Raw genomic sequence first — 20,323 nt, 5'->3', positions numbered from 1 at the left:
TACTATCCGCAGAGACGTCCGCCGGGGGTGACGGGCGTCCGATCCGATCCTTTCCCGCAGGTTTTCCATGACGACCGAAGTCCCCATCATCCGCGCCCGTTCGGGGTCCAAATTCATCAGCCCGCAAGGCACCAAGGCCGTCAAGGACGGCATGCGTCCCAGCGAGCTCACCGAGATTCCCGATTCCGCGCCCAAGCCCGCGTGGCTGCGGGTGCGCATTCCTTCGGGCCAGCGCTACCAGGAAGTCCGCGAGATCGTCGAGACGCACAAGCTGAACACGGTCTGCGCCGAATCCAAATGCCCCAACATCGCCGAATGCTGGGGACGGGGCACGGCCACCCTGATGCTGATGGGGTCGGTCTGTACGCGCGCCTGCAAGTTCTGCGCCGTCAGCACCGGCAATCCCCACGGCTGGCTGGATCACGGCGAGCCCGCCAGCGTGGCCGACGCGGTGGCGCTGATGCAGCTCAAGTACGTGGTGCTCACCTCCGTCGACCGGGACGATCTTCTGGATGGCGGGGCGGGCCACTACGCCGCCTGTATCCGCGCCATCCACGAGCGCTCGCCCAAGACCGCGGTCGAGGCCCTGACGCCCGACTTCCGCGGCGACCACGGCTGCGTGGAAAAGATCCTGGACGCCGGCCTCACCACCTTCGCCCAGAACGTGGAAACCGTCGAGCGCCTCACCCACGAGGTGCGCGACGCGCGCGCCGGCTACCGCCAGACGCTGGACGTGCTGGCCCACGCCAAGGCCTACGCTCCCCAGACCCTGACCAAGACCAGCATCATGCTGGGCCTGGGCGAGACCGACGAGGAAATCGAGCAGGCGATGGACGACATCCGCGCCGCCAACGTCGACATCCTGACCTTCGGCCAGTACATGCGCCCCACGGCCAACCACCTGCCGGTACGCCGCTTCGTCACGCCCGAGCAGTTCCGCGCCTACCGCGACCTGGGCCTGTCCAAGGGCTTCCGCGAAGTCGTGTCCGGCGCGCTGGTGCGCTCCAGCTACCGCGCCGAACAGGTCCTGGAAAGGGACAACGTCGGCCTCTGACCGGCGCGCCGGGGGTCCTCCAGCCGATGGAGGGCCTTCGGTCCGGGACCTTCCGGCCGGGATTCCCGGTCCGGGGTCTTCATTCCGGGATCGCCGCGTCTCCGGCCTGTTCCCGGGTCAGGCGTTCCAGGATGTCGGCCAGCTCGCGGCAGGCGGGGCCGGGGAATTCCGGCCGTGCGAACACCCGGTACAGCGTGGCGTAGCGGTGGCGTCCCTCGGCCAGCGGCAGAGGCCGCAGCCGGCCGTCGGCCAGCTCGTCGCGGATGCGCAGTTCGGGATACCAGGCGAAGCCCAGGCCGGCGCAGGCGGCGCGGATGGAGCCGGACAGATGGCTGAAGGTCCAGCGCTGCTCGGCGTCCAGCCAGCCGGCGTCCTGGCGCCGCGTCCCCGAATCCCGCACCACCAGCTGCCGGTGCCGGCGCAGGTCGGCCCATGCCACCGGCCTGCCCAGGGCGTGCAGCGGATGATCGGGCGCGGCGGCCGCCACGAAGCGGACCCGCAGCAGCGGCTCGCCGCTGAAGCCCTGCGGGATGCGGGGCGTGACGGCCAGGTCGGCCTCGCGGCGCACCAGGGCTTCGTCGGTGCCGCTGAGGACGGTTTCCAGCACCTCGATCCGGGTCGAGCCGCAGTCCGCACTGAATGCGGCCAAGGCCCGCAGCAGCAGCCATTCGGGAAACAGCGCATCCACCGCCAGGCGCAGCAGCGATTCGCGGCCGGCGGCCAGCTCCCGCGCCGACGATTCCAGACTGCGGGCATGGTCCACCAGCAGGCGGGCGCGCTGCAGGAGGACCTGTCCGGCGGGGGTGGGCACGGCGCGCCGGCCTTCCGTGCGGAACACCCGCAGGCCCAGCTGGTCTTCGAGCCGCTGGATGGAATAGCTGACGGCGGACTGGCTCTTGCCGAGGAATTCGGCCGCCTGCGCATAGCCGCCCTGGTCCACCACGGCCAGCAGGGCCTGCCACCAGGCGAGCGGGATGATCTCGTTCATATCTAATTTATAGATAAAAACACGCTGGATTATACGGTTGTTGATCTAATTATACGATCCCATAATGACGGCATCCCTTCATTGGAGCCGATTCATGTCCCATCGAGCCATCACCCGGATTCTCCCCGCCCAGCCCACCCAGGACGGCGCCGGCGTGCGCCTGCTGCGCGCGCTGGGGCAGCAGCGGCAATGCCGCATGGACCCCTTCCTGATGCTGGACGCCTTTTCCTCCGACGACCCGGACGACTACATCGCCGGCTTTCCGCCCCATCCGCATCGCGGCTTCGAGACCGTGACCTACATCGTCGACGGCCACATGCGCCACCGCGATCACCTGGGCAACGAAGGCGACCTGAAAGCCGGCGGCGTGCAGTGGATGACCGCCGGGCGCGGCATCATCCACGAGGAAATGCCGCAGCAGGAAAACGGCCTGCTGCGCGGCTTCCAGATCTGGCTGAACCTGCCCGCGGCCGACAAGATGCGGCCCGCCCACTACCGCGACATCCCGGCCGAGTCCATCGCCACGGCCGGGCTGCCCGAAGGCGGCTTCATCAAGCTGATCGCCGGCACGATTCCCTGGGCCACCTGCCCCTTGCAGGGGCCGGGCGAGGGGCATCCCGCGACCCAGCCGCTGATCGCCGACATCCGCGTCATGCCCGGACAGTTCGTGGACATTCCCGTCCCGGCGACCCACCAGGCGCTGCTGTATGTGTTCGAGGGCCGGCTGGCGGCGGGCGACCGCGCGGTCGAAGCCGGCCATACCGTCTGGTACGACGACCGGGGCGAGACCCTGCACGTCGCGGCCGCGCCCGGCTCGGACGAGGGCGTGCGCGTGCTGCTGCTGGCCGGCAAGCCGCTGAACGAGCCCATCGCCCAGTACGGCCCCTTCGTCATGAACACCGCCGAGGAAATCGAGCAGGCCCTGAGCGACTATCGGGACGGCGTGCTGGCGCAGTAGTCCGCGCCTGGGGGTCGGCTTCGGGTTCGGGGCCGGGACTCGGGCTCGGGCTCGGACTCAGGCCCGGGGCTCAGGCGCGGACTCGGGCCCGGGACTCGGGCTCGCGGCTCGGGTCCGGAAGCCGGGGCTGGGATTCAGCCCCCGGATTCAGGCCCGCGGGATTCAGCTCCCGGATTCAGTCGTCCCAGCCGCGGCCGCGATGGCCGCGGTCGCGCTTCCAGTTTTCCTTGCGGTACCGGTACTGCTGCGCGTGGCGGTCGTAGTGGCCGCGGTCCACCCAGCCCTGGCGGTAGCCGGGGCCGGGCACGTACACGGGCTGGGGCACCACGACCACGCGCGGCCGGTGATGGTAGTAGCGCGGCGGCGGAGGCGGCGGATAGTAGGCCGGGCCGCCCCAGATGAAGCCGGGGATGCCGATGGAGATGCCGACGTCCACGTCGCCTGCATGGGCGGCCGGTCCCGCCATCAGCGCGCCGGCGAGCAGGGCCGCCGCAACGATGCCTTTCTTCATGTGATTGTCCTGCGGATCGAGTTGCCTCATTGTGGCGCGCCGGGGCGGCCGGAATGTGGAGGCCCGGCGCACAGTCGCTTCAAAAAGCTACCGGCGTCCGGCTTTTGCGGCCGCGCTGGAACAACTCCACACGTTTGTTGCGCGTCGGATGCCCGGCCCGCAGGCGGCGCATCGCGGCGCGGCCGCCGTGGCCCGGCTCACGCCGCGTACTGGGCGAAAAACGCCAGCGTCCGTTCCCAGGCCAGCGCCGCCGAGGCCGGATGGTGGGCCTTCGTGCCTTCGCGCCCGAAGGCATGGCCGGCTTCCGGATAGACGTGGATCGACAGGCCGGGCTGCGCCGCCCGGATCGTCTCCACGTCCGAGGCCGGGATCGAGCCGTCCTTGCCGCCGAAGTGCATCTGCACCGGGATGCGGGGCGTGTCGTGGGCGTGGCGCGCGATGCCGCCGCCGTACCAGCAGGAAGCGGCGGCGAAGGTGTCGCTCAGGCAGGCGGTGCGCCAGGACAGGTAGCCGCCCCAGCAATAGCCCGTCACCAGGCGCGCCGCCTGGCCGTTCAGCGCGGCGGCGGCCGCCTCGATGTCCAGCAGGGCGTCCTCGTCGCGGATCGTCCGGCGCAGGGCCATGCCGCGGTCCCGGCCGGCATCGTCGTAGTCCAGCTGCAGGCCGGTGCCGGCGCCCGGCGCCCGGTCGAACAGGGACGGGCAGATCGCCCGGTAGCCCTGGGCCGCGAAACGGTCCGCCATCTGGCGGATGTGTCCGTTGATGCCGAAGATTTCCGGCAGCACGACGACGCCCGTGCGGGCGTCTTCCGGGCCGCACAGGTAGGCGGCGAACGAGTGGCCGTCGGCGGCCGTGAGCGTGATGTCCATGTTCGGGTTCCTTTCGGTGGAGGTGGGTTCTGCCGTCCGGGCCCTGACGTCCCGGACCTGCCGTCCTTATCCGCCCGTCGGCCCGGCGTCCGGGCGGGCGCGGCTGGATCGGGCCGGGCCGCCTCGGCGTGCGGGCCGGTCGTCCGGATGGTGCCGGGCGGGTTGCGGCGGCCGTATCAGGGACGGACGGGGCGCGGCACGCCGGCGTCTTCCAGACGCCGCAGGGGATCCTGCCGATAATACCGCACCAGCAGCGCATACCAGTCCGGCCAGGCCGCCGCCATGGCCCAGGGCTCGATGAAGAAACTTTCCGAGCTGACCGCGAAGAATTCCGCCGGATCCTGCGCCGCGTAAGGGTCCAGCGGCAGTTCCGCGTACCAGCCGGCGGCCTCGTCGGATTCCGGATTCACGTCGGGCGGGATGAGGGCTTCGATCTCGTCCACCCAGTCGTTGAAATCGTCGAAGGTGCGCTCCAGCACCTCGCGCCAGCGGCGCGGGTCCAGGTCCCGGTGCGCGCGCAGCCCCGGCATGCCGTCCGCGCCCCCGTCGCGCTGGTCGAGCTTGTGGGCGAATTCGTGGATCACCACGTTCGCCTGCGCCTGCGTCCCGGCGCGCGCGTCTTCCCAGGAGAGGATCACCGGGCCGCCCTCCCAGGATTCGCCGGAGGTTTCCTGCACGTACTCGTGGACCACGCCGGCCTCGTCGGTTTCCGCGCGCGACACCAGGAAGCCGCCCGGATAGACCACGATCTGCGTCCAGCCCCGGTACAGCGAGGTGTCCAGCCCGAGGATCGGCAGGGCGGCCTGGACCGCGATCGAACGGCGCATGTCCGGCGTCACCCGCAGGCCGTGGGCGCCGTGGAAGGCCTTGTTCGCCAGGAGCCAGGCCGTGTGGCGGCGCAGGGTCTCGGTTTCCTGCTCGTTCAGGCCGCGCAGGAAGCCATGCCGCGCCAGCAGCGGCGGCCAGACGCGCGCGTTCAGGGACGCCAGGGCCTGCTCCAGTTCGCGTTCGCGGGCGTCGCGCCCCATCAGCCAGCGCAGCATGGCGGGGTCCTGGATGATGGGGCCGGCAGGGCGGGGGCAGTGTGGCGGAACGTCCTCATGGCCCCCGATTGTAATTTCATTATCCGAAAAATGCCTGTACAATAAGGAGTCCTGGGGCCGATTTGGCTTCGACGTGGGTCGCAAAACAGGATAGTGCATACCGAGCACCAGTACGCTCGTAAATCCACTGGAAAACTACAAACGCCAACGACGAGCGTTTCGCTCTGGCCGCTTAAGCGGTGAGCCGCTGCACCGACTTGTCCCTGGGTCGGGTGGGGTCAAACCCACAGCAGCGTCATTCACAGGGAATCGGGCTCGACCAGGTCGCTGGGTCGGGTCTTAAATCAGTGCGAATCGCCGAGGAAGGGCCTGTCGTCCGGCATGATCCGAGGTTAAAACTCAAAATAGGCCGACTAAGTATGTAGAGCTACTTGCGGAGGGCTTGCGGACGGGGGTTCAATTCCCCCCGGCTCCACCAGCTATTTCAAACCCGCCATCCGGTCAAGCTGTGGAGTTAAGCATAAGTTGGCACTATTGCCACCTTATGCTTTATTTCACGAAGTGCCACATTATGCTTTATCGCAAAAGTGTGGTAGGAAATCAGAGTTGGGTTTCATGCAAAAGGGGTGCTTCCCGAAAGAAGCACCCCTTTTTTTGCGTGTGTGTTGGTGCGGGCGGCTTGGATGTTCGCCTTGATAGCAAAGTCCTGCCCGAAAATCCTCCTGCTGCAGTCCTTGCCAACGTTTGTCTCTATTTCATCGACTGTGACGACCAGGAAGCCGTGCTGATGTAGTTATCGGTAGGAGGCTAGCCCGCACGGGTATGGTTCAGCGAAGTCGTAGGGTGCGAGCACTTCAGCAAGCTTTGAGTCTGTAGCGTCGAGCGGGGAGCGGTAGGCGGGTCTGCTTATGAGGTCAGAGGGGCCTTTCAAGTCGACCAGAAGGGAGACATCATCCAGAAAAGTAGCCATAGACACCTCATGCTGTGATTATGTACAGTATAGCTGTAATTGCATATGGCAAAGTGGATGCGCTCTCTTAACTCGGTCTGAGTAAGTTGCCGCCGGCGACAGGATGCTGCGTCTTGTCATCTGCGGTTACCATATCCTCAGTGCGCCAATAGAGCATGCAGATGCTGTCAGGTCCCTTCAAGGGCAAGCCGACGACCGTCCCTTTGAGCAGCGCAGGGTGTGCATAACTCGGTTGCCGTCTTTCTCTTGGAAGGTCGAGCAGGCCGGAAGGAAATGAGAACTGAAGAAGGCGTTCGGACTAGGATGGCAGGGAAAAAACAAAGCAAGAGTGGCAGCGCTTCTAATGCGTTGGCACAACGCTCCCCATACAAAAAACAGTCAAATCCAGCGTCAACAGGCGGTGCTGGTGTGCATTACGAAGCCAAGGTTCAGGCGAAATATTTGTGGGCGATGCTTTCGGGTTCGCATACGCCATTATGTACAAATGGTCGTGTTACTCATCTTCAATTCCAAGCGAAAATACATGGATACCAAACGGATGACTTGGTCTGCGAGACTGTCGACTCCGTTGGTCAAACGTCCAAAGCACTCATGCAAATTAAGCGCTCGCTGGCAGCCCTTGCTTCTGACAAGAAGTTTAAGGAAGCCATCACGGCAGCGTGGCTCGATTTTCAAGATTCTGGCAAGTTCGCACGAAAGCGCGACCGCATCGTGTTGGTTTATGACGAAAGACTCTCTCCAAAAGTGGGAGGGGCCCGGGCGTTATCCAGTCTTGCGCGTACGTCAGATGACGCTTGTGAGTTCTGGAAGAAGGCTACTGAAGCTGATTTCAGTTCAGGGCCGAATCGACAGGCACTGGAAGCTGTAGGCACAATCATTGCGGGGTTCGCAGCAGAACCACCGTCCCAAGACGAGCAATATGTGTTCTGGAGGCATTTGTTTTTCGTCTCGCATAGCATAGATGATGAGGCGTCAGATGAGTATGCGACGATTATGGATTCAATCACCTGGGCTTTGGGTAAAGAGCTTGCTAGAGAGCCAGGTTTTGTGTGGGCCTTCCTAGTCGATAAGTGTCTGAAATTTAACTCTTTTGCTGCTTCGGTAGGTTTGGATAATGTTTGTTCGCATCTGCCGCCCGAATGGGTTCCTGTGCTAGAAAATCACAGGGAGAGTGGGATTTCGTACCTTTCTGCCGGAGTCCAGCCAGTAGGACTCATCTCTGGGACATCGTCTCCCATATCAAGCCCTCCTGGCTATGTTCGTCCTGCAGCAGATGCGGCTCTGGCAGGAAATCGCGCTAATTTCCTGTTCCAATTTGAAGGGATGGAACTGCCGATTGCTCGAGATTCTTCCGCTAATAAACTGATTGCCCGACAACTAGACTCTATCTCTGGGAAATTAAAGAACTGTCAGTACCAAACAGCGCTTGATGATATTTCAATCGTTGGAAAGGATTTGCAGCCGTTCGATAACGCCCAAAAAGCCCGGTGGTATCACCAGAGAGGTATTTGTCATTGGCATTTGGGAGATGCAGAGCAGGCAGCTGCAGATTTCCTAAAAGCTGGCGAGTTTGATGGGAATGATGAGAAAATTGTCTCAGCTAGAATCAGAGGGCTGGCTCTTCAAGGTAATGCAGGTGGCGCGATTGAGGAAGCAAGCGCAGCTCTAGAACGATTTCCGGAATCGCTCCCCATTTTGTTATCTATGCTTCATGCAAAGATTATTCAGAATGTTCCAATTGACCCGTCCCTTATTCCCGCTATTCATCGAGATGAGGCGGATGTGTTGCAGATGCTTGCGTGGGCTGCTAAGCAGAGAGGAGAGCAGAAGGCAGGTATCGAGCTGGCGATTAGAGCACTAGATTCTAAATCTGTTGGCTTCTATACCCGCAACACTGCACTGACGATAATGATTGAGGGCATCATAAATAGTGGTGGTTCTTTAACTCACCGCATTCTTGATGATGACACTGCCGAGCGGCTGAGGAAGGTGCTAGAAGCTTTTGAGCCTTTGGCAGAACATTTATGGTCAGTCCAAAGCCCCTCGGTCGTGGCAGATACGGCTGCGTATCTCGGGTATGGGTTCCTGATGCTAAATCGAGCGGAGGGTGCGCTGCGGCTAGTGCATGATGCGAATGCATATAACTTAAGCTGTCCTAATCTACTTAGAGTTGAGTTGGAGGCGCTAAGCCATCTTGGGCGTAAGCAGGAATATTGGGAAAAGGCTTCGCAATACGTCGAAAAGCTGGATGATGCTAACTTAATTAGCATTGCTCAGAACGCTGCCAACAGTGGGCGTATTGAGATGGTTGAACGCATCATAGAAAGAGCTCGTGCGGCGGACCCAAAGTTGCTGACAATGTTGACCGCTTTGCGATGGCTTGCACTTGTAAATTCTGATAAGCAGGCACAAGCCAAAGAGGAAGTCTTGGGCTGTGAACTAGAAAAGGAGACTGACCTATATCTGCTGGCAATAGCGGTGCGTATTTTGTATGAAGAAAATGAGAAGGCAGCGGCTGAATCAGTTCTAAGTAGGGTTGAGCAACTTGCGAGCCAAAAGGGAAAGGCTGAGCATGTGTTGGTGGCTGACTTGTTGTATGACGTGCGGCGCTATAAGGACGCCCTCAGATACTATGAAAAGGCTTTGCCTAGGAACCAATTTAGTGATTGGCATGTTAGGTTACTGCGTTGTTATGTGAAAACGGGTAGCCGACGTAAGGCGAAAGGCCTCATTGAAGGATTCCCTGCAGGGTGGCTGAAGAATGATGAGGCGCGGTTCCTCGCCGTTGAGCTTGGTCAAACGGCGGGCGATTGGCTGTTCTTGGAAGGAGTGGCAAAGGCAGAGCTTGAGCGCAGTCCCGAGCAAGCGTCTAGCTGGATATTGAATCTATATGTTCTTGTGCGAGTGAAGCCAGCCGTTGAGGTACACGACTTTTTAGAGACTCTACCTGTAGAATTGAAAGGCTCGATAGAGCAGCTTGCTCAATTGTCAGTGCAGGAAATTCGATATGGCTTGCATAGGAATGGTATGCAGAGAATGTATCGACTTCATCGTATGCATCTGAATAACGTGGAGTCTGCGTCTGCCTACTTTTCTATGTGTTTGTTGAATGCAGGGCTGCCTCATATGGAAGAGAGCCTAGCGACTGTTGTGCCAGGGACCTCTGTCGAGTTGAAGGATAAGTCAGGACGAACTTGGAGAGTCACAATTGACCCAGCCGAGATTGAAGGGTTGTCCGAGGATTCAGGGTTTCTTCCCTCTAGCTCAGAATATGCTCGCTTGTTGCTCGGAACCACCGTAGGCACGCAGTTAACACTCCCCGGACCCTTGGGTACTCAGATAGAGGCTGAGGTAGTATCCATCAGTTCGGCATATCTGTGGTTGATGGTTCTCGCTAGGGATTTGGCAACAGAATCACTTTCGCCGACTGCAAATATGGTCTCAATCTCCATGGAAACGCGACAGGATGGGAGCCTGGATTTAAGTCCAATTCTTGCTCAACTTCAGCATGGCAACGCGCATGCGCAGAAGACCTTTGAACTTTATAAGGCGCATCAACTTACTCTGGGTGTTTTCTCGCGGTTGATGAGAAAAAGCCCTGTCGACACCATTCGGAGTTGGGGGCCAGAGCTTCCCCCCTTGTTTGTGTCGACGGGAACGATTGAAGAACGCCAAATGGCGGCGGAGATTTTGAGGAATCCAGAGCAGGCGTATGTTGTCGACGCTGCTACTTTAACGCTTCTCGTCAATTTTGATTGTATTGCTGTGCTGGGTAGTCTACCCAAAATTTGGGTCTCATCAGTCTCGAATGACATTATTCAAGCGGAATTGGAAAAGCTTCGTACGGAGAGCGGAGAACGAGGCACCCTATTTGAGCGGGATGGAAAATTAGGATTTATAGAGGCTACAGAGGAGAGTCTTCATTCTAATCTTCAACAATTGGAAGCTATTGCAGCTGCTATCGAGCGGTACTGCGAGGTGGCCCCTGCATACGGTCTTGAGCAAGAAAATGAAATCGTTAATAAATTGCAGTCCGTATTAACGGACGAAGAGCACTCAATACTTTTGTTGGCAGAAGAAAAGAATGCCTGCCTTTTTACCGTGGATGGGCGATTCCGACGTTTTGCATCTTTTGCATCTATTTCTGGGGTTTGGCCTCAGGCGACACTTGTTCACGCATTCTCTATGGACGCATTGACTGCGTCAGCCTACTCCGCAGCAGTCTTGAAGATGTTCTATGCTAACCACGATTTCATTTCTCTGCGGGCAGATGACTTGATGTTTATGGCAAGACAGGGGAAAGATTGGGTAAATTTTGGTCTTCGACAGCTCAAGAAATCATTGTCCAGTCCACAAGCTGATTTTAGAAGTGCTTATGACGTCTGCATAGAGTTCATGGAGCTTTTGGCTACTTCGGGGTCTCGTTTAAATGTATTTGTCGAGATTCTCAAGCATTTAACGATAGGGCTTGCTCGACATAAAGACAGTCCGTCAAGCCTTGCTAGGGTACTCGACTCCTTTGTTCAAGGGTTGCTGCAGCCGGACCCAGATGCATACTATTATCCAGGCGCAGTCGAATACATTAAGCAAGATATTCTTAGAAAGCGTGGATATGCCTTAGCTGGGTTGCGGCAAGCATTTGAACTGGCTGAGCAGCCCGGCGGTGATGATTTTCCAAGATTGGACGTCTTGATGTGTGGTCAGCAGCCGGTGTTGGTTTTAGATAAATCCCAGACAGCAGAGCTGAGTGACGTTTCACAAGCGAAGGCGTAAGGATACTGCTCTGCTGAGGTGCTGGATGCGTGTTTCAGCAACGAGGGTAGTTCGTGCTGCCAAGGAGTTTCCCCCTGCTTGCTGTTGCGTGGCACAAGAAATCCATCCCTTGAAGAACCGGCCTGCGTTGGTACTTCAAGTCGAAGAGGCCGCTGGAGATGCTGTGGTGTCGGTAATGAGAGTAGTTTGTACTCTGAAAATGGCCAAAAAATAGCTATGCTATTCAATGGGTTATAAAGAGTGCCATCTTTTGCTTTATTTTTTCACGAAGTGCCAGCTTATGCTTTATTCTGTGCCCCCAAGGATGGGCGGAGCGCCAGTAAACGGTGCCAACTTATGCTTTATTTCGTGCCACTTTATGCTTAACGCCACACAAGCCGGGTGGCGGGTTTTTTCATTTCACGATGACTCCAGCCCGGCTATGCGCTGGACTGCGCCGAAGCGAGATACAGAAGGTTTATCAATCACTTAGGCGAGTTCAGCATGCCGGTGCATTCCGGAACCTCACGTGCTTCCCGCTTTGTTGGCCCCTATGAGGCTCTTGGGCGTCGTACCGGGTTTTATGTGCAAGGTTACACCAGCGGGCCGCAAGATGTTCATGCTCCAGTACCGCACGAACGCGGGCGAGCGCTGCAAACCCGCCCTGGGCCTGTACGGCGAACTCACTGTCGAGCAGGCCCGCGCCCTGGCGCAGAAATGGATGGCCGAGGTACGCCGAACTGCACTCGGCTATGGCACCGTGCCGTCGAGATGCGCGAAGCGGCATGACGACCGGCTTGGCCGCGTGCCACCCACGTCGCAGCATGCTCTCCTGCGCCAGAGCAGCAAGGCATCGAATGTCCGGAGTTTCCCAACTCCGCCTATCGCAGGGCTGGCAGTGCGCTGGAAATGCAGTGCTGCGAACCGAGGGATGCCCACCCCAGACACACAGGCGCTTGATTGAAGAATCCGGACCATGAACTGGCTGGTGCCGTGTACCAAGACGGTGTTCAGGCCGAATCCATGCCGGAATGCGCTTCCAGCCATTGCCGTCCGATCGCCGTCAATCGGTAGCGTTGCTTGCTGCTGCGGGGTTTGTCGGGCAGCGTCATTTCGATCAAGCCAGCAGCAATGGCTGCTTGCTGGTATCGGCCGCGGAAGTGCTTTTCGTCTTTCAGGCCAAGCAGTGTCATGATTTGCTCGCGGCTCATCTCGCCATGCAGTACCGCAAGGAGACGACCGACTTCGGGGGTGACTTCGGGGGTGACTTCGGGGGTGACTTCGGGAGACGGGACGAGGGACAAAGGATGCCTCGGCAGCCGGATCACAAACGCCAGCCTGTCGTCGTCCGTCTCGAACAACGGCGCGGGCGAGCCGTTGGCGGCCATTTCCTTGAGGATTTTCGGAATGCCGGTAGAGCGTCCTTCGGTCATCTCCAGTTCCTTGAAGAACTCACCGATGCGCCGGTTGCGGTAGCGGCGGCTGACGGCGCGCCCTGCCTTCAGGTCTTCCATGCGGATCGACCGATCAGGGCCGGGGTAGCTGACGACCGTCAGTTCCTCGTGGCTGATGCGCACCTCGATGGGTTCGCGCTCCTCGTAGGAACGGTGGTAGACCGCATTGACCACAGCCTCCTCGATGGCGGCGTAGGGGAAGTTCCAGAGCCGCGTGGCTTCGGCCCGGTCGGGATGCTTGATGACGGTTTCGTGCAGGTAGTTGCGCTGGATGTAGCCTAGCGCCTCGCGCGTCATCCGTGCCAGCGGCCCTTTGAAAATCTTCTCGTCGAAGCGGTCGCCGCCCGCGCCTTCGGGAAACCAGACCACGTCGATCTGCACGCCGGGGAAGAATCGCTCCGGCGTTTCGTTGAAGAACAGCAACCCCACGTTCTTGGGCCACGGCGATTCTGTCGGGCCACCCGCCACGTTCATCTGCCGACCCAGCGCCTCGGTTGAAAGCCCCGGCGCATCCGCCGCCAGCGCGCTGCCAACTTCCTGTAAGAACTCTTGCATCAAGGGTTTGGAGAGATCATCGACACGCGCGAACTGATTGAAGCGGTCGTCGAACGGCACCTTGGCCGCCAAGCTCAACAATTCCTGCTCGGTGTCGCCCTTGGCCTCGACCGTGCTGCTGTAGCGGCGGATGTAGTAACGCCACGTTTTCTTGTTTGCGGTGACCGCTTCCGGCGCCTTGTAGGGCCGCGTCTGCCCGCCCGGCGCTTGCAGCACGATCAGGTTGCGGCCATCGACGATTTCAAGGCTCAGCACCGGAAAATACGGCGGCTGGATCAACTGGCAGTGCGCCAGCAGTTCGCGCTGGATCTTGTCGAGTTGGCTGTCGGGCAAGCCGACCGGCGGGAAGATGGGCTGGCCGTTGGCGTCGCAGTCCTGCCCGATCACCACGTAGCCACCGCCCAGGTTCTCGAAGTCGTTGGCGAAGGCGCACAGCGTGCGGATGATCGCGTCCGGGTTCCACCCGGCCTTGTACTCGATGCGCTCGCCCTCGACCGTGCGCTGGCGCAGCAGGTCGGTGAGGTTGATGGGGAGCTTATTGTTCGTGATCGTCATTGCCTTCCCTCGATGCGATAGCCCATGGCGCGGTAGCCGCGCTGACGCTTGTCCCACATCCGCAGCAGGACCGGATGCCCCGTGTCCACAAAGTCGATCACGCGTACCTCGGTCTTGCTGGCGTGCTCCCGGTGCAGGCGGCCGGCGTACTGCTGGAGCGTGCCTTTCCACGACACGGGCATCGCCAGCACCAGCGTGTCCAGCGGAGGATGATCGAAGCCTTCTCCGACCAGTTTGCCGGTTGCCAGCAGCACGCGCGGTGCATCGGGCGGCAGGGCCTCGAGCGCGGCGATCAGCGTGGCGCGTTGCTTCTTCGACATCCGCCCATGCAACACGAAGAGGACAGGAATTTCGTCGGCCAATGCTGCGCGAATGGCATCGATGTGTTCGGTGCGCTCGGTCAACGCCAGCACCTTGCGGCCTTGCTGGAAGGTATCGATGACCGCGTGGGCAATGGCGGTGGTGCGGGCTGGGTCTCGTGCCAGATGCCGGAATACATCTTGAATGCCCGCATCCGGTGGTAGTGAAATCGGCGATTCGATGACATGCGGTGTCACCGCCAGATCGTGTGGCGCTTCGGCAGGTTGCGCCGCCTTGTGTCGGATCGGCCCGCACTGCATGAAGATGATGGGTTGTTGCCCGTCGCGGCGGATCGGCGTTGCCGTCAGGCCGAGCACATATTTCGCCTTCGTGCGCCGCAGGATGGCATCAAAGGATGCCGCGCCGATGTGGTGGCATTCGTCCACGATGACGTGGCCGTAGTTCTCGACCAGCAGATCGACTTCGCCTTGACGTGAAAGAGACTGCATCACGGCGATGTCGATCTTGCCGGTGGGTTTGGCCTTGCCGCCACCGATGACGCCAACCACGCCTTTGCTCGCGCCGAGGAATGTGGCAAGCCGCTCCTGCCACTGCTTGAGCAGTTCGGTCCGATGCACCAGTATCAAGGTGCTCACGCCGCGCCGGGCGATGATGTCTGCCGCCGTCACCGTCTTGCCGAAGGCCGTCGGCGCGCACAGCACACCGGCATCGTGCCGCAGCATCGCCGCTACGGCGGCTTCCTGATCCGGGCGCAAGGTGCCCAGGAAATCGACCGCAATGGGTTCTCCGGCATGGCGTTCGTCACGCAAGTCGAGGCGAATGCCGTTGTCCGCCAACAGTGCGGAAGCGGCATCGAAGCAGCCCCGCGGCAGGGCGACGTGCTGCGGATAATTCTCCGCGCAACCGATGACGCGGGGCTTGTTCCACACCGACATCCGCATCGCCTGTGCCCGGTAGAACTCCGGGTTCTGGCAGGCCGCCAGCCGGATCAGGCGGTTTGCCAGCGCCTGCGGCAGTTGCGCCTTCTCGAAATAGACCTGATTGGCCAGTGTCACGGTCAAGGCAGAAGGCATATCGCCTGCCAGCCGCCCGGTAGGCGCACTGGGCAGCTTCCACGGCGTGGCCAAATCCTCGTCGTCGATGAAGGTCACGTCCAGTGGATGCACGCCACCGGTTGCCCGCAGGATGGTCGGCTCGATGTCGTGGGCTGGCATCGGTGCGATGGATGCAAGAAATCCCCACTGATCGGGATGCGGTTGAAGATCGGCATCCACGAACACGCTGAACCCGTACTCGCGCGGTTTCTTCTGCAAGGGCAAGGCGATCAGGTTGCCGAAACCGCCCTTGGGCATCGTGTCCTGGTTGGGAAACAGGCGGTCGTAGGAGGTCAGCTTCAATTGCCGGGTGCGGGTACAGGTGTGGTTGATGATGGCCGTACCCAGACGCCGGGCGTCGCGCGCCGACACCGCGCTGGCGAAGAAAACCCACGCGTGCACAATCGGGTAAACATCCGTGCGACCGCGAAACAACTTGCGGAACAATGTGATCTTTTCGTTGGTGGTGAGGCGTGATGGTTCAGTGAGCACCGGTGCCGTCGGTATCGGCAACCGCCATGCGATGCCGTGAGCATCCAGCAGTGCTGTCAAGCGGGCGTTCTCGGCTCGAAGCGAGGCGACTTCATCGCCATAGAGCTTGGAAGTTTCTGCGTGCGCTTGGCTGGACGTGCTCATACTGCATCCAACCTGATGACTCGCCAGCTGCGCCCACCCTTGACTGGGTGTTTTCCAAACACCGCCAGACCAGATACATCTACCACATCGGGAGCAACAGATTCAACGATATACGGGGGCACGAAAGCATCATCCACGAAGCCGAATCCCTTGGGATTGCGCCGAAGCTGCCCCTGGATAAATTTCATATCCCTGTCGGGCAGCTCCCCAAGTTCCATGTTGAACGCATCCAGCCGATTGTTCTTGGGATTACGGGCTATGCCGATTCGGACACCATCGCCAACACGAAGGGACTTGGCAGGGTTTTCAATACCCAATTCATCGCCAGTGTCTGCAATGAAAATCTTCAACGGCTTTTCATGTGAGGTTTCGCGCACGACTACTCCCGCCCCTGGCTCCAGGCAATCCCAATACTTTCCTTCGGGCCTGGCAGAGACATGGACGATGGTTTCCCTGCCTTCGCCGTTCTGTCGCCCAATCACGACCGTCACCGGCGCTCCAACCTCGAACTTGAGCCTTTTTATCCCCGGGCCGACCAAGCTCCAGGCCCTTCCTGCTGCATCCTTGATGGCGAATCGGGGCAAAGGCTTCGGTGTCCAACCTGGACGCGGCTCCTTGGGGGGATGCGGAATCAATAGGCCAAGATAGCTCGCCGCCTTCGTTTCAACGACATCAAGAATGATTTCCAGTGCTTCCTTCCGGTCGATCTGCAATTCCGGAGAGGCGAGTCGAGTCAGCAGCGCTGTGCAGTTGTCCAAGTCTGTCGGATAGAACCACGAGCGAACTTTGGCCGACAGTTCCAAGTGGTCTTCGACGCTGCCGCCAAACACGACCCCTGCCGAGATGTGTCCAAGATTGCGGCCAGTGAGCAGCGACTTGGATTCCAGCCAGTTCAGGATGGAGAACTTGTTATCGCGCAGTTGCTGGTAGGGGTTTTCTTTACGCCCTCCCTTGACTAAAACGCCGTTGGCTTGCCATGGACCGTTCTCGGTGCCGGTCAGTCGGCCTCGGTGGCTCTTGAAGTCGGCGACGAGGATGGCGGAAGGAAGAATGCAGACAAGGTCGATCTCGGCACCGTTCCATAAGGAATTGGCGAAGACGACGATCCAATCAGCACTGGTTCCCCATCGCGGTTCCAACCGTTCCAGGAAGGCTTGAAGCATCTGGTTTTCCTGGGTTCGGCTGGCCTTTTCTCCGTAGACGAGGATTGTCATTGGCCACCATGCCCTTTCAAGCTGACCACCGGATGTATCAAGTTCACGATTTATCCTTTGGGTCGTTCAGCACGACCAGAAACTCCGTTGCCAGCGCCACCGGCTCCACGCCGTGACCGTCGCGCTTGAGCTTGACCAAGCCGTAGCCCTCCATCATCCGCAGCGAGCGCGACAGGTTGGGCACGCACCGCCCAGAGAGCGCCGCGAGTTCCGTCAGCGACTTGGTCCGCGGGTCGCGGATCAGGCGCAGCAGCGCCCGGTTGTCCTCGGACAGCACCGCCGCCATCGTTGACATCGACGGGAACCAGATCGAAGGCTGGCCTCGGCCAGTGGCCGGACGGCTCCGCTCCTCGGGGTGGCGGATGCCAACGACGCAGCGTTTCATCACAGATGATCAGGCGAATGCAAGATGAACACCAGTTTATCAGGCTGGGATATAGGCAGAACAAGGTTGTGCGCCGAAGGAGGCTGTTTCTGCAAGAGTGATTGCAGCACCCGCATGTGGCGCTGCGCCTGGCTTCCCCATGATGAAATCGAACGGGCTTGGCACTACTGGGGCTGAAACGGCACATGGATGCCACCAACATGGCCCTGGCGGAGAATTTGCTGGCACCGATTTACCATGACGACCAGCAGCCAGGCGATGGAGTCGATATGGCGGCAGCAGGCGCTACGCCAGTTCGCGCCGCCGTTGTTCGATCACCCGCTTCCACTTCACCCGCGAAAAGCCATATTGTCATTGCGCACCGCGTAGCACTCCCACGCTTGCCTTTGCATTGCGCCCATGTGGTCCTCAACCCGTCAGCCGCCATCGACACTCAAACGTCGGGTATCAACCTAACGACACTCAAACGTCGGGTATCAACCTAACTCTTTGTGTTGTTGAAGTTTTTACGCGCATTCGAGTTGCGAAAAAATTGACAGCGGACATTTTTCATGTGCGCCCGGCACGGCGCACCGCTAGCGGGTGCACGTCCCGTACTCGCCTGACAGGCGATACTGCTGGTTTGCACCTGCACCTGCACCTGCATTTGATGATCTTCTATCCATACAGAAATCGAAGAGATGTGCATATTGCACGGCAGCTCAGAGAGCATTCGGCCAACAAGACGACCCAAGGCTGAGGCGATTACTGCAGCGGCAACGTGCACAGAGAGCACTATGAGAGGCGATGGGAGGATGGATTAGGACAGGTGGATCATCTTGACGAACAGAAGCGGAATTCGCTAGCTCAGTTCGCCGGAGAATACACGTCAAAGGCCACACAGGTGCCCCATGCGCACAAATCCGTATGAAAAATTATTCGGCGTCCGGCGGTTTTTCTGAAGTAGTCTTCTAAAGAACATACCGCATGTGCCGCCCCTGCGGACGGGCGGCACATACTTTTGGTATTGATCAGATGTCAACGTAGAACGCAACTCCCTCGAAAAGCATCGTGCCTGCCAAATCAATCTTTACCGTCTCCATTTCCATCGGATCCGCGGTATAGAAATGCGTGTTGGTCGCTGTATTGAAAAATCGATACAATGCCGTACTGCCGGTAACCTGCTGGCTGTGGGCCTGGTATGCGATGCCTTCGTAATTGAAATCAGGCATCGTGTTTTTTATGTGTTCTGCTTCGGTGATGTCTGTCGTATATAAATGTCCCCCGGTCTTGGTGTTGAAGAAGCGCATCACATCCACCAGGCTTTCGTCAGAAGCGGCTTTTTTGAAAGCGCTGCCTTCAAAGGAGAAACCGGGGAGATTCAGCAGAACGGATTCAACCTCCTGTTTGTCGCCAGAGTAGAAGTGCGTCCCGGTAGCTTTATTGAAAAACCGGTAAATTGCCGAATAATCATATCCTCCTTCAATCACCCCTAATCCAGTGGGGCCAGGCATCTGATTCAGATAAACTTGAAATCCGCCATATCCACCATTAACGCTGATGACTAAATCGGGCATGCCATCGCCATTGAAATCTTCAGCCGTTGCTGTTGAATATACAGGCTGACCTGGTTCCAATCCTTCGGGCAGATGGAAGGATTTTTCAAAATAACCATTCCCGTCGTTGAGTAAAATGGCGGATCCCATGTTGGGATCGTCCAGCAAGATGTCGGCGTAACCGTCGCGGTTGAAGTCAACGACCTCTATTGATTTATACCATGCTGTCGAAGATTGCATGCTTGTGCTTTGCGCATATCGTGCTGCCGTTTCATTAACGAAATGTCCGCCTCCCTGATTCACTAATAATTGCATATAGGGGGTGTGATAGAAGTCGCTGGAATTCCCCCCGTTGGTGATCGACAGCGCCAAGTCCGGTAGCGCATCGCCATTCAGATCGATTGCCTGGATGTCCAGAACAATTTCATTGGGAATGCTGGACGGTGGTAAAAGGATAGGGGTGGAATTGGCAAAACTGCCGGTGCCGTTATTTAGGTAAAGCTCTGTTTTTCCCCCATTGGAATTATCCCAGCCACCCAGGATCATATCTACCCAGCCGTCGTTGTTGACGTCAATCAGGCCAGAGCTTGTGTTTGTCTGGACAATGCGCCCATCACCCCATGGGTTGGGTATGGTTAAATCTGGCATGAGCGAATGAGCGGATTGAAATAACCCATGGCCATTATTTATCTGTAGATCATTCCCGTCGAACATGAGCGCATTGACGAGTATGTCTAAAGAGCCATCGTTATTGACGTCTCCAACCGATGCGCCGTGATTATTCCTTAGCCCCTGCGGTAGGTTGTGTGTGGCGTCGACCAATGTACCATTCGATGATAGAAAGAGCTTGTTTTGCCCACCTGTAAAAGGCTCGCGGTCGATGCCGTTATCTATGGCAAATATGTCGTCCACGCCATCGCTATTGAAGTCGGCCACAATCATCCGAGGAACATAATTTACCCACGGGGTGCCGGTGGCGAACAGGGTGTCGGTGCTGTCAACAAATCCTCCATGACCATCTCCAAGGTACACTTGAAGCTGGGCCGGGATCGATCCAAGACTTGCGTCATCAATTCTCGTGGCAACGAAATCAAGAAAGCCGTCATTGTTGAAGTCGCCAGTCTTGATCTGATCGACATGTGTGCCAGGAAATCTTTTCGTGGGAATATCCGCGTATTTGGAAAACAGACTCACGTGGTCTCCTGTGTGCTGGGTTTTGATTGGCGTTGGTTTATCGGCAATCCGCAACATATCCCTGCGCCTTTATGTGACTCGAAGGGTTTATTGTGTCAATCTAAGTTGGTAGCTGCTTTTTGTTATGGGAGGCGAGAGGGGCGGTGTTTGTCAACGAAGATGTCCGGTAAATCATGCGGCACGTCTTATGGTTTCAGGTGATTCCTGATGCAGCTTTTCTGGGTTAAGCCAGACC

General features: G+C 58.9%; 13 protein-coding genes, 1 other RNA gene and 1 pseudogene. 6 read left to right on the top strand and 9 right to left on the bottom strand.

Annotated features, from left to right (window positions below):
• The first annotated feature begins 67 nt into the window (after positions 1–67).
• Positions 68–1,054: a lipoyl synthase gene (lipA, locus tag HNR28_RS17505; RefSeq protein ID WP_043681075.1), complete on the top strand. Its 987-nt coding sequence runs from the start codon at positions 68–70 to the stop codon at positions 1,052–1,054.
• A gap of 79 nt (positions 1,055–1,133) precedes the next feature.
• Here the strand turns inward: lipA and HNR28_RS17500 are convergent, their stop codons facing one another.
• Complete coding sequence (locus tag HNR28_RS17500; protein WP_052355636.1) at positions 1,134–2,042, bottom strand: LysR family transcriptional regulator; 909 nt, start codon at positions 2,040–2,042, stop codon at positions 1,134–1,136.
• A gap of 94 nt (positions 2,043–2,136) precedes the next feature.
• Between HNR28_RS17500 and HNR28_RS17495 the strand changes: the two genes are divergently transcribed.
• On the top strand, positions 2,137–3,000 hold the full coding sequence (locus tag HNR28_RS17495) for a pirin family protein (RefSeq protein WP_151024483.1): 864 nt from the start codon (positions 2,137–2,139) through the stop codon (positions 2,998–3,000).
• A 175-nt stretch (positions 3,001–3,175) separates the two neighbouring features.
• Here HNR28_RS17495 and HNR28_RS17490 read toward each other — a convergent pair whose 3' ends face one another.
• From HNR28_RS17490 to HNR28_RS17480, 3 genes are all read right to left on the bottom strand, one after another.
• On the bottom strand, positions 3,176–3,511 hold the full coding sequence (locus HNR28_RS17490; protein ID WP_151024482.1) for a hypothetical protein: 336 nt from the start codon (positions 3,509–3,511) through the stop codon (positions 3,176–3,178).
• Positions 3,512–3,708: 197 nt separating this feature from the next.
• Complete coding sequence (locus tag HNR28_RS17485; RefSeq protein WP_151024481.1) at positions 3,709–4,380, bottom strand: dienelactone hydrolase family protein; 672 nt, start codon at positions 4,378–4,380, stop codon at positions 3,709–3,711.
• A 176-nt stretch (positions 4,381–4,556) separates the two neighbouring features.
• Positions 4,557–5,423: a M90 family metallopeptidase gene (locus tag HNR28_RS17480; protein WP_151024480.1), complete on the bottom strand. Its 867-nt coding sequence runs from the start codon at positions 5,421–5,423 to the stop codon at positions 4,557–4,559.
• A 113-nt stretch (positions 5,424–5,536) separates the two neighbouring features.
• Here HNR28_RS17480 and ssrA point away from each other — a divergent pair.
• The 3 genes and pseudogenes from ssrA to HNR28_RS17465 all read left to right on the top strand — a co-directional run.
• Positions 5,537–5,901: a transfer-messenger RNA gene (gene ssrA / locus HNR28_RS17475) on the top strand.
• A gap of 765 nt (positions 5,902–6,666) precedes the next feature.
• Positions 6,667–11,166, top strand: a complete 4,500-nt coding sequence (locus HNR28_RS17470) for a tetratricopeptide repeat protein (protein WP_151024479.1) — start codon at positions 6,667–6,669, stop codon at positions 11,164–11,166.
• Between the two features lie 547 nt (positions 11,167–11,713).
• A pseudogene (locus tag HNR28_RS17465) lies at positions 11,714–11,884 on the top strand (Arm DNA-binding domain-containing protein); the annotation flags it as partial.
• Positions 11,885–12,155: 271 nt separating this feature from the next.
• Here HNR28_RS17465 and HNR28_RS17460 read toward each other — a convergent pair.
• Genes HNR28_RS17460 through HNR28_RS17445 form a run of 4 tightly spaced genes read right to left on the bottom strand, consistent with a single transcriptional unit; the run spans position 12,156 to position 17,359 of the window.
• Positions 12,156–13,709, bottom strand: a complete 1,554-nt coding sequence (locus HNR28_RS17460; protein ID WP_151024478.1) for a Fic family protein — start codon at positions 13,707–13,709, stop codon at positions 12,156–12,158.
• Positions 13,706–15,760 carry a DEAD/DEAH box helicase gene (locus tag HNR28_RS17455; RefSeq protein ID WP_151024477.1) on the bottom strand — a complete coding sequence of 685 codons (2,055 nt, stop codon included), beginning with the start codon at positions 15,758–15,760 and terminating at the stop codon, positions 13,706–13,708. Before HNR28_RS17455 ends, HNR28_RS17460 begins: the two co-directional genes overlap by 4 nt.
• The gene (locus tag HNR28_RS17450; RefSeq protein WP_211369296.1) at positions 15,757–16,974 is read right to left on the bottom strand and encodes a nuclease-related domain-containing protein; all 1,218 of its coding nucleotides are present in this window, start codon (positions 16,972–16,974) and stop codon (positions 15,757–15,759) included. Before HNR28_RS17450 ends, HNR28_RS17455 begins: the two co-directional genes overlap by 4 nt.
• Before the next feature lie 43 nt (positions 16,975–17,017).
• Positions 17,018–17,359, bottom strand: a complete 342-nt coding sequence (locus HNR28_RS17445; protein WP_151024476.1) for an HVO_A0114 family putative DNA-binding protein — start codon at positions 17,357–17,359, stop codon at positions 17,018–17,020.
• Positions 17,360–17,544: 185 nt separating this feature from the next.
• Here HNR28_RS17445 and HNR28_RS17440 point away from each other — a divergent pair, with 185 nt between their 5' ends.
• Positions 17,545–17,844, top strand: a complete 300-nt coding sequence (locus HNR28_RS17440; RefSeq protein WP_151024475.1) for a hypothetical protein — start codon at positions 17,545–17,547, stop codon at positions 17,842–17,844.
• 525 nt (positions 17,845–18,369) lie between these two features.
• On the opposite strand, the gene HNR28_RS17435 is transcribed toward HNR28_RS17440, so the two are convergent.
• Entirely contained in the window at positions 18,370–20,088 is a 1,719-nt protein-coding gene (locus HNR28_RS17435) for an FG-GAP-like repeat-containing protein (RefSeq protein WP_170288453.1), read from the bottom strand.
• Between the last annotated feature and the right edge of the window lie 235 nt (positions 20,089–20,323).

It is taken from the genome of Castellaniella defragrans, assembly GCF_014203015.1.
In the GTDB taxonomy this organism is placed as follows: domain Bacteria; phylum Pseudomonadota; class Gammaproteobacteria; order Burkholderiales; family Burkholderiaceae_B; genus Castellaniella; species Castellaniella defragrans.
Note: the sequence above shows the minus strand (reverse complement) of the source record. Positions and strands in the feature narration are given on the sequence as shown.

Bases quoted from the DNA above. Each gene is read 5' to 3' on its own strand.
- HNR28_RS17445 (WP_151024476.1), bottom strand. From the start codon at position 17,359: ATGAAACGCTGCGTCGTTGGCATCCGCCACCCCGAGGAGCGGAGCCGT.
- HNR28_RS17455 (WP_151024477.1), bottom strand. From the start codon at position 15,760: ATGAGCACGTCCAGCCAAGCGCACGCAGAAACTTCCAAGCTCTATGGC.
- lipA (WP_043681075.1), top strand. From the start codon at position 68: ATGACGACCGAAGTCCCCATCATCCGCGCCCGTTCGGGGTCCAAATTC.
- HNR28_RS17450 (WP_211369296.1), bottom strand. From the start codon at position 16,974: ATGACAATCCTCGTCTACGGAGAAAAGGCCAGCCGAACCCAGGAAAAC.
- HNR28_RS17480 (WP_151024480.1), bottom strand. From the start codon at position 5,423: ATGCTGCGCTGGCTGATGGGGCGCGACGCCCGCGAACGCGAACTGGAG.
- HNR28_RS17470 (WP_151024479.1), top strand. From the start codon at position 6,667: ATGAGAACTGAAGAAGGCGTTCGGACTAGGATGGCAGGGAAAAAACAA.
- HNR28_RS17500 (WP_052355636.1), bottom strand. From the start codon at position 2,042: ATGAACGAGATCATCCCGCTCGCCTGGTGGCAGGCCCTGCTGGCCGTG.
- HNR28_RS17460 (WP_151024478.1), bottom strand. From the start codon at position 13,709: ATGACGATCACGAACAATAAGCTCCCCATCAACCTCACCGACCTGCTG.
- HNR28_RS17495 (WP_151024483.1), top strand. From the start codon at position 2,137: ATGTCCCATCGAGCCATCACCCGGATTCTCCCCGCCCAGCCCACCCAG.
- HNR28_RS17490 (WP_151024482.1), bottom strand. From the start codon at position 3,511: ATGAAGAAAGGCATCGTTGCGGCGGCCCTGCTCGCCGGCGCGCTGATG.
- HNR28_RS17440 (WP_151024475.1), top strand. From the start codon at position 17,545: ATGGATGCCACCAACATGGCCCTGGCGGAGAATTTGCTGGCACCGATT.
- HNR28_RS17485 (WP_151024481.1), bottom strand. From the start codon at position 4,380: ATGGACATCACGCTCACGGCCGCCGACGGCCACTCGTTCGCCGCCTAC.